This window comes from Streptomyces sp. NPDC059679 (assembly GCF_042734105.1).
Classification (GTDB): Bacteria; Actinomycetota; Actinomycetes; order Streptomycetales; family Streptomycetaceae; genus Streptomyces.
In genome coordinates, this window is sequence record NZ_JBHWES010000040.1 from 93327 (window position 1) to 108967 (window position 15641).

At 71.3% G+C, this 15641-nt stretch carries 11 protein-coding genes; 3 read left to right on the forward strand and 8 right to left on the reverse strand.

Annotation, left to right across the window (positions count from 1 at the left end):
- Positions 1-26: 26 nt before the first annotated feature.
- Positions 27-2876, reverse strand: a complete 2850-nt coding sequence (secA, locus tag ACFV2X_RS33705; RefSeq protein ID WP_385623911.1) for a preprotein translocase subunit SecA — start codon at positions 2874-2876, stop codon at positions 27-29.
- A gap of 237 nt (positions 2877-3113) precedes the next feature.
- On the opposite strand from secA, the gene ACFV2X_RS33710 reads away from it, so the two are divergent.
- Both ACFV2X_RS33710 and ACFV2X_RS33715 read left to right on the forward strand, forming a co-directional pair.
- Positions 3114-3725, forward strand: a complete 612-nt coding sequence (locus ACFV2X_RS33710) for a GNAT family N-acetyltransferase (protein WP_385623914.1) — start codon at positions 3114-3116, stop codon at positions 3723-3725.
- A gap of 69 nt (positions 3726-3794) precedes the next feature.
- A complete protein-coding gene (locus tag ACFV2X_RS33715; RefSeq protein ID WP_385623917.1) occupies positions 3795-4988 on the forward strand; it encodes a winged helix-turn-helix domain-containing protein in 1194 nt (397 codons plus the stop codon).
- A gap of 81 nt (positions 4989-5069) precedes the next feature.
- Here the strand turns inward: ACFV2X_RS33715 and ACFV2X_RS33720 are convergent, their stop codons facing one another.
- From ACFV2X_RS33720 to mtnA, 7 genes are all read right to left on the reverse strand, one after another.
- On the reverse strand, positions 5070-5816 hold the full coding sequence (locus tag ACFV2X_RS33720) for a response regulator (protein ID WP_385623920.1): 747 nt from the start codon (positions 5814-5816) through the stop codon (positions 5070-5072).
- 261 nt (positions 5817-6077) lie between these two features.
- Complete coding sequence (gene hpf / locus ACFV2X_RS33725) at positions 6078-6770, reverse strand: ribosome hibernation-promoting factor, HPF/YfiA family (RefSeq protein ID WP_385623923.1); 693 nt, start codon at positions 6768-6770, stop codon at positions 6078-6080.
- Positions 6771-7018: 248 nt separating this feature from the next.
- Entirely contained in the window at positions 7019-7927 is a 909-nt protein-coding gene (locus ACFV2X_RS33730; RefSeq protein ID WP_385623926.1) for a ComF family protein, read from the reverse strand.
- A 212-nt stretch (positions 7928-8139) separates the two neighbouring features.
- Positions 8140-9993, reverse strand: a complete 1854-nt coding sequence (locus ACFV2X_RS33735; protein WP_385623928.1) for an LpqB family beta-propeller domain-containing protein — start codon at positions 9991-9993, stop codon at positions 8140-8142.
- Positions 9983-12154: an MtrAB system histidine kinase MtrB gene (mtrB, locus tag ACFV2X_RS33740; protein WP_385623930.1), complete on the reverse strand. Its 2172-nt coding sequence runs from the start codon at positions 12152-12154 to the stop codon at positions 9983-9985. The genes ACFV2X_RS33735 and mtrB overlap by 11 nt, the downstream gene beginning before the upstream one ends.
- A 1-nt stretch (position 12155) precedes the next feature.
- Complete coding sequence (mtrA, locus tag ACFV2X_RS33745) at positions 12156-12833, reverse strand: two-component system response regulator MtrA (RefSeq protein ID WP_014061181.1); 678 nt, start codon at positions 12831-12833, stop codon at positions 12156-12158.
- A complete protein-coding gene (gene mtnA, locus ACFV2X_RS33750; protein WP_385623932.1) occupies positions 12830-13987 on the reverse strand; it encodes an S-methyl-5-thioribose-1-phosphate isomerase in 1158 nt (385 codons plus the stop codon). The genes mtrA and mtnA overlap by 4 nt, the downstream gene beginning before the upstream one ends.
- A 671-nt stretch (positions 13988-14658) precedes the next feature.
- Between mtnA and ACFV2X_RS33755 the strand changes: the two genes are divergently transcribed.
- A complete protein-coding gene (locus ACFV2X_RS33755) occupies positions 14659-15564 on the forward strand; it encodes a glycerophosphoryl diester phosphodiesterase membrane domain-containing protein (RefSeq protein ID WP_385623934.1) in 906 nt (301 codons plus the stop codon).
- Positions 15565-15641 lie beyond the last annotated feature (77 nt).

Here is a 15641-nt window from a genome sequence, read left to right on the forward strand (position 1 = left end):
AATCAGCTGTCAGCCACCCAGCCGGGTCACTTCTTGCGGCGGCGGCCGCCCTTGTTCGCCTTGCGCCGCTCCGCGCGCGTCATACCGTCCGACTCGGAGCGGGGCGCGGGGGGCGTGTCGCCGTTGGTGAAGTCGCCTTCGACGACGCCGCCCTCGCCGTCGACCGTCGGGGCGGAGAAGTGCAGCCGGTCAGGGCGCTGCGGGGCCTCCAGGCCCTTGGCACGGATCTCGGGGCGGCCGTTGGGCGATCCGGCCGTCACGGCCGCGGGGACCGCGTCCTGGACATCCTCGCCGGCCGCCACGGGCTGCTTCTCGCCCTCCTCGACCGGGACCTCCTCGACCTGCTGCTCGACCTGGACCTCCAGGTTGAACAGGTAGCCGACGGACTCCTCCTTGATGCCGTCCATCATGGCCTGGAACATGTCGAAGCCCTCGCGCTGATACTCGACCAGCGGGTCCTTCTGGGCCATCGCGCGCAGGCCGATGCCCTCCTGGAGGTAGTCCATCTCGTAGAGGTGCTCGCGCCACTTGCGGTCCAGGACGGACAGCACCACGCGCCGCTCCAGCTCGCGCATGATGTCGGAGCCCAGCTGCTCCTCGCGCGCGTCGTACTGCTCGTGGATGTCGTCCTTGACCGCTTCGGCGATGAACTCGTCGGTGAGCCCGGCGCGGTCGCCGGACGCCTCCTCCAGGTCCTCGATGGTGACCTTGACGGGGTAGAGCTGCTTGAAGGCGCCCCAGAGCCGGTCGAGGTCCCACTCCTCCGCGAAGCCTTCGGAGGTCTCGGCGCTGATGTAGGCGTCGATGGTGTCGTCCATGAAGTGGCGCACCTGCTCGTGCAGGTCCTCGCCCTCCAGGACGCGGCGGCGCTCGCCGTAGATGACCTCGCGCTGCCGGTTGAGCACCTCGTCGTACTTCAGAACGTTCTTACGGGTCTCGAAGTTCTGCTGCTCGACCTGCGACTGCGCGGAGGCGATCGCGCGGGTGACCATCTTGTTCTCGATCGGGACGTCGTCCGGCACGTTGGCCATGGCCATGACGCGCTCGACCATCTGGGCCTTGAACAGCCGCATCAGGTCGTCGCCGAGCGAGAGGTAGAAGCGGGACTCACCGGGGTCGCCCTGACGGCCGGAGCGGCCGCGCAGCTGGTTGTCGATGCGGCGGGACTCGTGGCGCTCGGTGCCCAGCACATACAGCCCGCCGAGCTCCTTGACCTCCTCGAATTCGGCCTTGACCGCGGCCTCGGCCTTCTCCAGCGCCGCGGGCAGCCCGGCGGCCCACTCCTCGGCGTGCTCGACCGGGTCGAGGCCGCGCTGGCGCAGCTCCGCCTCGGCGAGGTCGTCGGGGTTGCCGCCGAGCTTGATGTCGGTGCCGCGGCCGGCCATGTTCGTGGCGACGGTGACCGCGCCCCTGCGCCCGGCCTGGGCGACGATCGAAGCCTCACGGTCGTGCTGCTTCGCGTTGAGCACCTCGTGCGGCACGCCGCGCTTGGCGAGCTGCTGGGAGAGGTACTCGGACTTCTCCACGGAGGTGGTGCCGACCAGGACCGGCTGGCCCTTCTCGTGCTTCTCGACGATGTCCTCGACGACCGCGTCGAACTTGGCCACCTCGGTGCGGTAGATCAGGTCGGACTGGTCGAGGCGGGCGAGCGGGCGGTGGGTCGGGATCGGGACGACGCCGAGCTTGTAGATCTGGTGGAACTCGGCGGCCTCGGTCATCGCCGTACCGGTCATGCCGGAGAGCTTGCTGTAGAGGCGGAAGAAGTTCTGCAGGGTGATCGTGGCGAGGGTCTGGTTCTCGTCCTTGATCTCCACCGCTTCCTTCGCCTCGATCGCCTGGTGCATGCCCTCGTTGTAGCGGCGACCGGCGAGGATACGGCCGGTGTGCTCGTCGACGATCATGACTTCGCCGTCCATGACGACGTAGTCCTTGTCCTTCTTGAAGAGCTCCTTGGCCTTGATCGCGTTGTTGAGGTAGCCGACCAGCGGGGTGTTGACCGACTCGTACAGATTGTCGATCCCCAGCCAGTCCTCGACCTTCGTGACGCCCGACTCGTGGATGCCGACGGTGCGCTTCTTCTCGTCGACCTCGTAGTCGCCGGTCTCTTCCTCGCCCTTCTGCGGGTTCGCCGCCTCGCCCCTGGTCAGGCGGGTGACCAGCTTCGCGAAGTCGCCGTACCACTTGGTGGCCTGGTCGGCCGGGCCGGAGATGATCAGCGGCGTACGGGCCTCGTCGACGAGGATCGAGTCCACCTCGTCGACGACGGCGAAGTTGTGGCCGCGCTGCACCAGCTCGTCCTTCGACCACGCCATGTTGTCGCGCAGATAGTCGAAGCCGAACTCGTTGTTGGTGCCGTAGGTGATGTCGCACGCGTACTGCTCACGGCGCTGCGCGGGGGTCATATTGGCGAGGATGCAGCCGACCTCGAGGCCGAGGAACTTGTGCACCCGGCCCATCCACTCCGAGTCGCGCTCGGCCAGGTAGTCGTTCACCGTGATCAGGTGGACGCCCTTGCCGGACAGCGCGTTCAGATACGCGGGGAGGGTGCCGACGAGGGTCTTGCCCTCACCGGTCTTCATCTCGGCCACATACCCCAGGTGCAGCGCCGCGCCGCCCATCAGCTGGACGTCGTAGTGGCGCTGCCCGAGCACCCGCTTGGCCGCCTCGCGCACAGTGGCGAACGCCTCGGGCATCAGGTCGTCAAGGGTCTCGCCGTCGGCGTACCGCTCCTTGTACTCGTCGGTCAGGGCGCGGAGCTCGGCGTCGGAGAGGTTGACGAAGTCCTCTTCGATGGAATTGACCTGGTCCGCGATGCGGTGCAGCTTGCGCAGGATCTTTCCTTCGCCTGCACGCATGAGCTTGTTGAGGACGGACACGTAGGCTGACTCCTTGCCGGTCGGGCCTGGCACGGTCGGGTGCGCTGGCGCGGCATTATCAAGGGGCGCAGGCCCCGCCGCAACGGCCATCGTAAGACAGGACCCCACCACGCCGGGAGGTCCGTCACTACGAGGAACCGTTGTCACCTCTCTGCGTGAACGTACGAGGCGCGCCGCAGGTGCCCCTGAACCGGGAAAACCGCTGCGATCCTCCCGGCCGCGGCTCACACTCTGGCCATGGAACCTGTCACCCTCACCACCGAGCGCCTGCTGCTGCGCCCCTTCCAGCCCTCCGACACCGACGCCGTCCACGCCGCCTGCCAGGATCCGGACATCCAGCGCTGGACCCCCGTGCCCGTCCCGTACAGGCGAGCGGACGCGGAGGAGTTCGTCCGGCGGATCTGCCCGCTGGAATGGCGGGACGACATCGGCTACCGCTTCGCCGTGGTGACCCGCGACGGCGGCGCGCTGGTCGGCGCCATGGCCCTGGTACGCCTGACCTGGCTGCGCACCGAGGAGCGCCTGGCGGAGCTGGGCTACTGGACGGTGCCTGAGCACCGGCGGCGCGGGTACACCGGCGAGGCGGCGCGGGCCGTGGTCGAGTGGGCCTTCACGGGGCTGGGGGTGGAGCGGCTGGAGTGGTGCGCCCAGGTCGGCAACGAGGGCTCGCGGGCGGTGGCGCTGGCGGCGGGGTTCCGGATGGAGGGGATCGACCGGGCGCGGATCGTCCACAACGGGACCCGGCGGGACGCCTGGCGAGCCGCGGTCCTGCCCTCGGACTGGGGGCTGCCCCAGGCGACGCCGTACCTGCCCGCGCCCGAGCAGAACGCGGAACCCGCCCGCGCCTGACCCGCACCTCGCACCTGGCACGCGCCGTCGCGGCCCTCGCTGTCAGTGGCGCCCTCTACGGTGTTCGGCATGACGATTGCAGCGTCCGAGTCCGCGTCCGGCCCCAAGAGCCCCAAGCCCGAGGTCACCCTGTCCGCCGACGAGGCGCGCCGGATCGCGCTGCGCGCCCAGGGGCTGCTCGGGGCGCCGGACCGGCGGGCCGGGGTGCGGGGGGTGCTGCGCCATCTGGGGGCGGTGCAGCTGGACACCATCTCGGTGCTGGCCCGCTCGCACGAGCTCATTCCGTACGCGCGGCTCGGCGCGGTCGGCCGGGCGGCGGTCGAGTCGGCGTACTGGACCGAGACCCATGCCTTCGAGTACTGGTCGCACGCCGCCAGTGTGCTGCCGATCGAGGAGTGGCCGTACTTCGCGTTCCGGCGCCGCGCCTACCGCGCCCGCCCGCACTGGTACCACGAGCTGCCGGACGGGGCGTACGAGACGGTCGTGAAGCGGCTGCGCGAGGACGGCCCGCTGACCGCGACGGAGCTGGGCGGGGCCAAGAACGGCGGCCCGTGGTGGGACTGGTCGGCGGCCAAGGTCGCCGTGGAGCGGGCGCTGATGTACGGCGAGGTGGTGTGCGTCGAGCGGCGCGGCTGGAAGCGGGTGTACGACCTGGCGGAGCGCGCCGTGCCGGACGTCCTGCGCCATGACGACCTGGACGACACGGAGTGTCTGCGGCGGCTGGTGGGGCTCGCCGGGCAGGCCCTGGGGGTCGGCACCCGCGCGGATATCGCCGACTACCACCGGCTGAAGGCCGAGCAGGTGGACGCGGTGATCGCGGACTCGGGCCTGGTGCCGGTGACGGTGGCCGGCTGGGACAAGGCGGCCTGGGCGGACCCGGAGGCGCTGGCCGCCCCGGTGCGCGGCCGCCATCGCACGACCCTGCTGTCGCCCTTCGACTCCCTCATATGGGACCGCGCCCGCACCGAGCGGATCTTCGGCTTCACCCACCGGCTTGAGGCGTATGTGCCCAAGCCCAAGCGGATCCACGGCTATTTCGCCATGCCGCTGCTGTCCGGCGGGCGGCTGCTCGGCCGCGTCGACCCGGCCCGCGAGGGGAAGACCCTGGTGGCCCGGCAGGTGTCGCTGGAAGGGCCCAAGGCCGTGGCGCCGATGGCCCGGGCGCTGCTGGAGGCGGCCGGGTGGGTGGGGTGCGATTCCGTGCGGATCGAGCGCGTCGACCACCCGGAGCTCGCCGCCGCGCTCACGGCGGCGGTCTCCTGACCGCTCACCGGACCGCCGGCCCGACCGGGTCCTGGCCACCGGCCTGACCGTGTCGCATCGGCCTGACCATGGCCCGGCCGCTCACCTGATCTCGAGGATCTTCTCCCGCATCGCATAGACCACGGCCTCCATCCGGGAGTGCAGCTGCAGCTTCTCCAGGATGTTGCGGACGTGGTTCTTCACCGTGTTCTCGCTGATGAACAGCTCCTTGGCGATGTCACGGTTGTTCATGCCCGTGGCCACCAGCTTGAGCACCTCCAGCTCCCGGTCGGTGAGCCGGGGCGCGGGCACCAGTCGCCGCTCGTCGGTGCGCTGGATCATCGACTTGAACTCGGTGAGGAGCTTGGACGCCATCGACGGGCTTATCTGCGACTGCCCGTCGGCGACCGCCCGGATCGCGGTGGACACCTCGTCGGTCGAGATCTCCTTGAGCAGATAGCCGGTGGCGCCCGCCTTGATCGCGTCGTAGAGGTCCGCCTCCTCATCGCTGATCGTCAGCATGATGATCTTCGCGCTGGGCGCCACCTCCTTGATGGAGGTGCACGCCTCGATGCCGCCGCGCTTGGGCATCCGCACATCCATCAGCACGATGTCCGGCAGCAGATCGGCCGCCTTGTCCACCGCCTCTGCGCCGTCCCCCGCCTCGCCGACGACCTGGATGTCCTCCTCCTGGGCCAGGACGATCTCCAGGCCGCGCCGGAAAAGCGCATGGTCGTCCACCACGAGGACCCGGATCGGCTCCCTGCGCGGCTCACCGCGCGGCTCGCCCCTGTCCCGTGCGACGCCGTGGTCATCGCCGTCGGTCGCGGGCCCGAAGCTGTCCGCCATCGTTCCTCCCCCTGAAGGCCATGGCCCCTGCTGTCCGCACTTGGCTGTGCATGGTGCTATACGGCGGCGACAACCGGTCTTCTCGATATGAGGGTTGGCCGCTGAGCCATGATTTCATGCCTGGCGGACGCTGTGGTGCCGCCGTGGTCGCACGGAGGTGCCCCGGGGGCGCATGGGTGCTCGGGGGCATCACGCCAGATGCGACCACGGACCACAGCGAGACCGTGCGGCACGCCCGCCGCACGGTCCCGTCCGTCCTGATCAGCCTCCCAGCGCGCCACCGGCGCCGCCGGGCTCCTCCCCGACGAACGCCTCGGGCTTGAGGTGGATGACCCCGTAGTCATAGCCATGGCGCCGGTAGACGACGCTGGGCTGGCCGGTGTCGGAGTCGACGAACAGATAGAAGTCGTGCCCGACCAACTCCATCTCATAGAGCGCCTGGTCGAGCGTCATGGGGGCGGCGGCGTGGGTCTTCTCCCGGACCACCAGGGGACCTTCGCCCTGGACCTCCAGCGGCCCCATCCTGGTGGTGGGGACGGCTTCCGACGTGCGCTGGGCGGCGATGATTTCCCCATGGCCGTTGATACGGGCCGCGTTCGGCACCGTCACGGCCACGTCGCTGGCGGGAATGCGGCCGTTGCCACGGCGCGTGTGGCGCTTGTCGTGCTGTTTGCGCATGCGCGCCTCCAGCTTGCCGGCTGCCAGGTCAAGCGCTGCGTACGGATCGGCAGCCGCGGCCTCCGCCCGGATCACCGGACCACGGGAGCGGAGGGTGATCTCCACTCGGTCGCAGCGGTCGGCCTGCCGGGGGTTGTGCTCCTTGGACACCTCGACGTCGAGGCTGATCACCTTGCCGTCGAGCTTCTGGATCTTGTCCAGCTTCAGCTTCTCGGCCACGTGCTTCCGGAACCGCTCGGGCACCTCTGTTTTACGGCCCTTGACGACGATGTCCACGCAGAACTCCGTTCCCGGGTCGCTCCGTCAAAGTCGGAGCTCATCCGTTGTGCACTGGGCTCCGGAATTTCTCCGGAGCTTGCTGCCTGGCGGCTTCACCCCCTCCTCCCCGATGGCCAAGATCGCCACCCCTTCTTGTCATTAAAAGCGAAAAGGCACACGAAGCACGCCAAGCGGATAATGCGAGCTATTGCGCTCGCCGTTCCTCACAACCGAACATAGCTCGCCCGGCCGGAAGTCGGCACCCCCTACCGGCACGTACCTCCGATCAGGTGTTTACGTCCGCTTATCATCAGCAACGATGGGCGTTCGTATTCAGTTCCACTTGGTGATGGCACCGCGATCTTGGTGAACGAGCGCGGGGCGGCCGTGGTGTCCGAGCGCGGGGCAGCCATGGAGATCGAGGGTGGGGCACCCATCGCGAACGCGCGGGGCGCGGCCGCCACGACGGCGGCGCCTGCGACCGGGCCGCCCGCGGCCCGCACCGCCCGCGCGGCCTCCGCGAGCGACGCTCCCGTGGTCATCAGATCGTCCACCAGCACCACCGGGCCCTCTGCCAACAGCCGCCCGCGGCCTGGAGCCACACCCAGCGCCCCGGTGAGATTTTCCAGCCGGCGCCGCGCGTCCAACCCCGCCTGATCGGTCACCGCCCGCAGCTGCCGCAGGACCGGCAGCATCCGCGCGGGCCGCCCGCCGCGCCGCAGCACCCCCGCCGCCGCCAGCGCGATGCGCCGGACCGGATCATGACCGCGCGCCGCGACCGCCCGCCGCGCCGAGGGCACCGGCACCAGCAGCAGCGGCCGCCAGGAGCGGTGACGGGCATGGGGACGGGCATGGGGACGGGCACGCGGATGCGGATGCGGATGCGGACAGGCCGCGCTCACCGCCGACGCCAGTGCCTCGCCCAGCGCCGCCGCCAGCCGCAGCTCTCCCCGCTCCTTGTGCGCGAGCAGCACCGCTCTGGCCTCGTCCTCGTAGGCAACCGCCGCATGGACGGGCGGCAGCCCCGGCGGGGGCGGGCTGGGCCGCACCGGCCGCGCCCCGGCCCCGTACAGCGCCGCGCGGCACCGCCCGCACAGCGCGCCGCCCGACCGGCCGCACCCCGCACAGCCGGTCGGCAGCACCAGTCCGGCGATCTCCCGACTCCACATCCACATGGGCCCACTGTCGCGTCACCCTCACGGCCCCGCCACTCCTGTGGACAACCCTGTGGATAACTGCGGGCCAACCACGGTGTGACCGCGCCCATCCGGGTGAACGCGCCCCCATCCTGTTGACAGCCATCCTGTTGACAGCCGACCGGTCGACGCCCAGTCGGCCGAGGACCAGGACCAGGACCAGCCCAGGGCGAGCCGGAGGAGGTGGACCGCTACCCCGGATACACCGGAAGCGACCCCTCCTTGGCCACGGTCTTCCAGTCCGTATTCGGCGGCAGCCGTACGATCCCGTCGTTCGTCGTCTCGGCGATCAACGGCCGGTTCGGCCCCTCGAAGGCCGCGACCGACTCCACACCGTTCGGCCCGGGCACGGCCGGGACGTCAGCCGGCGAGCCGTCCGTCTCGACGTACTGCAGCCGCTGCACCCCACCCGACTCACGGCCCGCGACCACCAGCCGGCTGCCCCCGGCCCATGAGACGGCGTCCACGTCCTCCAGCCGCGGAGAGACCGAGTGCAGCCCCCGCACCGACAGCTTGGGAGCTTCCTCGCCGCCCCACCGCTCGACGCGGCCGAGCCGCAGCGTCGTATGCCCGGCGCGCTTGACCAGCATCGCGATCCGGGTGCCGTCCGCGGACATCCGCAGCGCCGTGATCACCCCGCGGTTCAGATCAGGCAGCTGGACCTCGTCCGCCTTCTCCTCGCCCTCACGCAGCCGCAGCAGCTTGGGTCGCTGTGGATTGCGGTCGGCGACCCACAGGCCGCCGAGGCCGTCCCAGCTGGGCGCCGACAGCCCGTGCTCCGCGCTGCCGCCCTGGCTGCGCAGCCTCGCCTTGCCCAGCTGGACGCCGGACCTGAGCTCGGTCACATACAGCGAGCGGCCGTCCTTGGTGACCCCCGCGGCAAGCCGCTCGTCCCGGGACACCGCCACCGACCCGAGGCCGACGCCGTCCTCACCGAACGGCCCCGGCACGGCCTGCGGCTGCCGCGCGTCGTCGGACAGCCGGACCACCCGGTCGTCGGCGTCCACGAAGTACTGATGGTCGCCGCGGCCGATGACCCCCTCCGGAGCGAAGGAGCGCGCGGCGTCGCGCGACAGCGTGCACAGCTCCGCGCCGTCCTGCCGCTCCAGCCGCACGCTGCGGATCTCCGACGCCGGCTGCCCCAGTCCTTGGACCGTGAACAGCAGCTGGGCCGCCATACGGGCGCAGCGCGCCTGGCCCACATGCGCCGCGCGGTCGCTGAGCCGCACCTTCAGCGCGTTCGAATCGTCCGGCGACACCTTCTCGTCCCGGCCGCCCAGCTTCGTACCCGAGGGGAAGGAGGTGCTGACCACCGGGTCGAGCCAGCTCGTCGGCCCGTCCAGGAGGGCCTTCACGGCCGCGGTGACCGGGTCGACGCCCTGCCGCAGATAGACCGGGTCGGCGACCAGGACGCCCTGCCCCGCCCGCGAGTTCCCGGCGTCCGGGCCCAGCTCGGCGAAGTAGTACTTGTTGACCGACTCATACATCCGCTGGAAGTCGGGCTCGCCCAGCACCAGGCCGCGCGGCAGCCGGTCGATCCGCCACTCCGACCCCACCTTCGACAGATGGACGCGCTCCACGTAATCGCCCTCAGAGGGCCGGTACGCGTGCGTGGCGTCCACCGTGGCGATCCGCTTGCCGGAGAGCACCACGGTCCTCCCGTCGCTGTCCCGGTCTCCCGGATCGGCCTCCACCCGCACCTCCGGCGCCTGTGCGAGCACCGTGGTGGCGGCCAAGGGGGCCCACTGCCGTGCGGCGCCCTTGGTCAGGTACTCCTTGGCCGTGGCCAGGTTCCCCTCGTCGCTGGTCGTCGCCTCCAGGAAGCCGTTGACGAGCTCGGTGGGCTGCTCGCCCTTGCCCGGGCTCACCCCGTACACCTGCACCCGCGTATCGACGTCCGTACGCGGCGAGGAGTCCACCCGGCGCACATCCCCGCTGTCGGGCATCGAGGCGCAGCCGGAGAGCAGCAGCGCGCCGCAGGCGAGCAGCGCGGGCGCGCCCAGCTGCCGGCGCGTGCGGCGGAGGCGGTAGCGGTCAGCGCCCACGGGGGCGGCCCTCCCGTTCGGTCGGTGTCGTGTGTGCCGTATCGGCCGCCGCATCAGCCGCCGTGTGTGCCGTATCGGCCGCGGTATCAGCCGCCGTGTCGACCGCACCCGGCCGCGGGCCCGGCGCAGCCGACGGGCCTCGGGCAGCGCCCCGGGGCACCACGCGGGCGCCGTTGCCCGGCAGCGCCGTGGGGTCGGCCGTCGGTGTGGGCAGGCCCGTGCCGCCGGGGAGCCGCGGCAGGTCGGCGCCGGACAGCGCGGACTTCGACTGCGCAGGTACGGCCGCCAGCCGCTCCCCCGCGCCCTCGCGCGAAGCCGACCCTGCGGCCCCGGTGGCCTCCGCACCCCGCCCCGACGCCAGGTTGCGCCGGGAGTCCTCGGGCTCCAGCGGGATGGGCGAGCCGCGCAGCGTGTCGCCCGCCGTACGCGGCAGGGTCAGCCGGAACTGCGAACCGCCACCGGGCTCGCCCCACGCCTGCAGCCAGCCGCCGTGCAACCGCGCGTCCTCCACCGCGATCGACAGGCCGAGGCCCGTGCCGCCCGTCGTACGGGCACGGGCCGGATCGGCCCGCCAGAAGCGGTTGAAGACGCGGGTCGCCTCGCCCGGCTTGAGCCCGACGCCGTAGTCGCGCACCGCGACCGCGACCGCTCCGCCCGCAGCGGCCAGCCGCACGATCACATCCCGGCCCTCGCCGTGCTCCACGGCGTTGACCACGAGATTGCGCAGCACCCGCTCCACCCGCCGGGCGTCCGCCTCCGCCATCACCGGCTGCTCGGCGCCGCGCACCACGACCCGGGTGCCCTTGGCCTCGGCAAGCGGCTCGGCCGCGTCGACCACCCGGGTCACCACATCGCGCAGATCGATCGGCTCGGCCTCCAGAGCGGCCGCGCCCGCGTCGAACCGGCTGATCTCCAGCAGATCCGACAGCAGCGACTCGAACCGGTCGACCTGCCCCCACAGCAGCTCGGCGGAGCGCGCCGTGATCGGGTCGAAGTCCTCGCGCGCGTCATGGATGACATCCGCCGCCATCCGTACGGTCGTCAGCGGCGTCCGCAGCTCATGGGAGACGTCCGAGACGAAGCGGCGCTGCATCCGGGACAGCTCCTCCAGCTGCATGATCTTGACCTGGAGGTTCTGCGCCATCTTGTTGAACGACTCGCCGAGCCGCGCGATGTCGTCCTCGCCGGTGACCTTCATCCGCTCCTGCAGCAGACCGGCCGCCAGCCGCTCGGAGATCCCAGCGGCCATCCGTACCGGCGTGACCACCTGCCTGACCACCACCCAGGCGATGGCGCCGAGCAGCACCACCACGAAGACCCCGGCCGTCGCCAGCGTCCCCTTCACCAGGCTGAGCGACTTCTCCTCCTGCGTGAACGGGAAGAGGTAGTAGAGCTGGTAGGGCTCGCCGCGGTTGTCGTTGAGCCGCTTGCCGATGATCAGCGCGGCCTCGGAGTCCTCGGAGCTGTTGTGCAGGATCCGGCCGTACTGCTCGTACGGCGTGGTGCGCGCATCGTCCACCTTCTTGCGCAGCTCGGCCGGGACGCTGTCCTGCTTGACGTCGCCGGAGACGCGCGCCCCACGGCTGACGACGCGGGGCGTATCGCCCGAGGCGGAGCTGAGCGCCACCACCGAGTACGCGCCCTTGCCGCCGCTGGCAAGCTGCGTCACCAGCTCGTTCAGCCAGCTGCCTGCGTCCTGGCCGCCCCGGCCACGGGCGTCGGCCCCGTCCCCGTTACGAGTGTCTCGGTTGCGGTCGGCCATCTGCTCGGCGACCTGGAACCCGCCGGCGGCCTGCCCCTGCGCCGCATGACGCTTGGCGTCCAGCAGCCCATTGCGCACCTGCCCGATGACGACCAGGCCGAGCAGCAGCACCACTCCGAGCGACATCAGCAGGGTGGTCGCGACCACCCGCAGCTGGATATTGCGCCGCCACAGCCGGGCAGCGGGCAGCAGCGGACGGCGCACCCACCGCCCGAACAGCCGGATCAACGGATGCGCGGGGCCGCCCGACGCCCCGTCCGGCAGCAGCTGCCCACCGCTCCACAGCCGCCGCAGCAGCGGAATCTCACCCGCCGGGTCGGCGGGCCGCCCCGGACGCGCACCCTCCGGGGCTCCACCCGCCGGTCTCCCGGCAGGCGGAGCCGAGCCGACCTCCGGCATCTCAGCTGGGCCCGGCCTTGTAGCCGACGCCGCGCACGGTCACCACGATCTCCGGCCGCTCCGGGTCCTTTTCGACCTTCGAGCGCAGCCGCTGCACATGCACATTGACCAGCCGGGTGTCGGCGGCATGCCGATAGCCCCACACCTGCTCGAGCAGCACCTCACGGGTGAAGACCTGCCACGGCTTGCGCGCCAGCGCGACCAGCAGATCGAACTCCAGCGGCGTCAGCGCTATCGACTGGCCGTCCCGCTTCACCGAGTGGCCGGCCACATCGATCACCAGATCCCCGATGGCCAGCTGCTCCGGCGCCGGTTCCTCCGACCGCCGCAGCCGCGCGCGAATCCGCGCCACCAGCTCCTTGGGCTTGAACGGCTTGACGATGTAGTCATCCGCCCCGGACTCAAGACCGACCACCACATCGACCGTGTCGCTCTTCGCGGTCAGCATGACGATCGGCACCCCGGACTCGGCCCGGATCAGCCGGCACACCTCGATGCCGTCCCGCCCGGGGAGCATCAGATCGAGCAGCACCAGATCCGGTTTGGTCTCGCGGAAGGCGGCGAGAGCCTTGTCGCCATCCGACACGAACGACGGTTCAAAGCCTTCGCCGCGCAGCACGATGCCGAGCATCTCTGCCAGTGCGGTGTCGTCGTCGACGACAAGGACGCGTCCCTTCATATCGACATCATCCCATTACCCGATCGTGACCTGGCGCACAGCTCCGCGATACCGTCCGCGGTGACCGGCGAGACGGCCCCCGCCTCGGTGACGATGGCAGTCACCAACTCCGGTGGTGTGACGTCGAAAGCCGGGTTGTATGCCTGCGTGCCCAGCGGCGCGACGGGTATCCCGGTGCCCGCGTGCGCACCCGCCGCCGGAGCATAGGGCACTGTGATGTCTGTCACTTCATGTCCCGGGCGCTGCTCGACCTCGATCGACGCGCCGTCCGCGGTGGCCAGGTCCAGCGTGGTGGTCGGCGCCACGACGACGAACGGCACATGGTGGTAGCGGGCCAGCACCGCCAGCGGATAGCTGCCGACCTTGTTGGCCACCGAGCCGTCCGCGGCTATCCGGTCCGCGCCGATCAGAACCGCGTCGACCTCTCCCGCCGCGAACAGCGAACCCGCCGCGTTGTCGGTGAGCAGCGTGTACGCCATGCCCGCGCGGGCCGCCTCGTACGCGGTCAGCCGCGCGCCCTGCAGCAGCGGGCGTGTCTCGTCCACCCACAGCCGCCGCAGCTGCCCGGCCCGGTGCACCGCCGCGGCCACGGCCAGGGCGGTGCCCCCGCCGCCGGAGACCAGCGCGCCGGTGTTGCAGTGGGTCAGGATGCGGTAGCCGCCCGCGGGCAGCAGTTCGTCGAGGAGGGCCAGGCCGTGCTCGGCCATCCGCTCGCTGGCCTCGGCGTCCTCCCGGTGCAGCGCGCGGGCCTCGGCCAGGGCCGCGGCCGCGGCCCCCTCGGCGTCCGCCCCGCCCTTCGCCGCCGCGTGGTACGCGGCGGCGGCGCGGCGTACCCCGTAGCCGAGGTTGACGGCCGTCGGCCGGGCGTGCGCCAGCGATTCGGCGGCCTCGTCCACATCGAAACCGCGCACCGCGGCGAGGGCGACACCGTAAGCCCCGGCGATACCGAGCAGCGGAGCGCCCCGTACGGCGAGCGAACGGATCGCCTCCACCAGCACCGGTACGTCGGTGCACACCAACTCGACCTCTTCGGCGGGAAGTCGCGTCTGGTCCAGGATCACCAGCACGGGACCTTCCGGCGGTTCCTCCCAGCGCAGCGCGAGCGCGGCGGGCGATACGTCGGCGCCCCGGTCCACTGAGTGCTGATCAGCCATTGGTCCAGTCTGCCCTCTGCGGCCCCAAGTATTGAAGGCCCCAGCATTGGAGGCCCCAAGTATTGAATCGTCCGCCACGCCCGACGCCCACCGTCCGGGCACGTCCACCGTGGCACGATGACTGCCAACCTGCCGCCGCCGCGCACGCGCGACAGCCCGGCGGCCGCCCTTCGCCCTTACGGGACCGACCTCATGGAGCGACGATGAACGACTCTCCGGGCTGGGCACCGCCCGGACCGTCCCCCACCGATGAACCGCAGCAGCCACCGCAGCAGCCGGCGCAGGGCCCGACAGGACAGAGCCCGGGCCCTGTCCTGCCCGATCAGCCTGGACCGGACCGCGCTACGGCAAAAAGCCCCACGGCGGACGGCCCTGCGACGAACGGGTCCACGGCGGACGGGACAGCTGCGGATCAGGTGGCGGCGGACCGACCCTCATGGGGCGCGAAGTGGGCGGAGCGGCAACCACCCGCAGGGCACTGGACGGCGCGCCCCGGCGGCGTCCCCGAGCCACCACCCGCCCCTCCGCCGGGCCCCGCGGGTCCGGGCGGTCCAGCAGGCCCTGCCCCGTACGGAAGTTGGGGGGCCGGCTGGACCCCGCCGCCGCCCGCACCGCGGCCCGGTGTCATCCCGCTACGGCCCCTGAGCGTCGGCGAAATCCTCGACGGGGCGGTGTCCACCCTGCGCGCCCACTGGCGGCCGGTGCTCGGCGTGTCCCTTGCCGTCGCCCTCGTCACCCAGGCCGCGACCACGGTCGCCACGGGACTGTGGTTCCAGGACACGAACGGGCTCGACTCGCTCGAGAACGACCCGAATCCGAGCGTACGAGAGGCCCTGGACGCCCTCGGCCACGCTCTGCAGGGCAGTGCCGTCCCCTTGACGGCCGGGGTCCTCGGCACGATGGTCACCACGGCCCTGCTGACGATCGTGATCGGCCGGGCCGTACTGGGACGGTCCGTGTCACCCGGCGAGGTGTGGCGCGATGCCCGCCCGCGCCTGCTCCAGTTGTGCGGCCTGCTGCTCCTGCTGCCCGGACTCGTGGCCGCCACCTTCGCCGCCGGTCTGGCGCCGGGACTCCTGCTCATCGCCGCCGACGCGGACAGCGAAGGCGCGGCGCTGGCCCTGCTGGGCGGGCTCGGCGCGACAGCCGCCACCCTGTGGCTCTGGATCCGCTACAGCCTCGCCGCGCCCGCCCTGATGCTGGAGAAGCAAGGACTCAGCGCGGCCATGCGCCGCTCGGCCAAGCTCGTGGGCGGCGCGTGGTGGCGAATGCTCGGCATCCAGCTTCTCGCGCTGCTCATCGCCTTCGTCGTCTCCGCCGTCGTCGAGATCCCGACCAGCATCGTCGGGATGGCCATCGGCGGTGACAATGCGATGGACTGGCTTTCTGGCGAGTCCGTCTCCGTCAGCTGGACGTTTCTGGTGGTCATCGGAGTCGGCGGGGTCCTCGCCTCAGCCATCACCTTGCCGATCAGCGCGGGTGTCATCGCGCTCCTCTACGTGGACCAGCGCATCCGCCGCGAAGCCCTCGATCTGGAGCTCACCCACGCCGCCGAGATCCGGGACAACGAAAAATAAAAAAGCCTCGGTCCTGGGTATCTTTCGATACCCAGGACCGAGGCTAAAAATTGTTCGGCGGCGTCCTACTCTCCCAC

What these genes read in the sequence shown, in the direction of transcription:
- ACFV2X_RS33710 (WP_385623914.1), top strand. Translation starts at nt 3,114, where the DNA reads ATGGAACCTGTCACCCTCACCACCGAGCGCCTGCTGCTGCGCCCCTTC.
- ACFV2X_RS33715 (WP_385623917.1), top strand. Translation starts at nt 3,795, where the DNA reads ATGACGATTGCAGCGTCCGAGTCCGCGTCCGGCCCCAAGAGCCCCAAG.
- ACFV2X_RS33720 (WP_385623920.1), bottom strand. Translation starts at nt 5,816, where the DNA reads ATGGCGGACAGCTTCGGGCCCGCGACCGACGGCGATGACCACGGCGTC.
- ACFV2X_RS33730 (WP_385623926.1), bottom strand. Translation starts at nt 7,927, where the DNA reads ATGTGGATGTGGAGTCGGGAGATCGCCGGACTGGTGCTGCCGACCGGC.
- mtrB (WP_385623930.1), bottom strand. Translation starts at nt 12,154, where the DNA reads ATGCCGGAGGTCGGCTCGGCTCCGCCTGCCGGGAGACCGGCGGGTGGA.
- mtrA (WP_014061181.1), bottom strand. Translation starts at nt 12,833, where the DNA reads ATGAAGGGACGCGTCCTTGTCGTCGACGACGACACCGCACTGGCAGAG.
- mtnA (WP_385623932.1), bottom strand. Translation starts at nt 13,987, where the DNA reads ATGGCTGATCAGCACTCAGTGGACCGGGGCGCCGACGTATCGCCCGCC.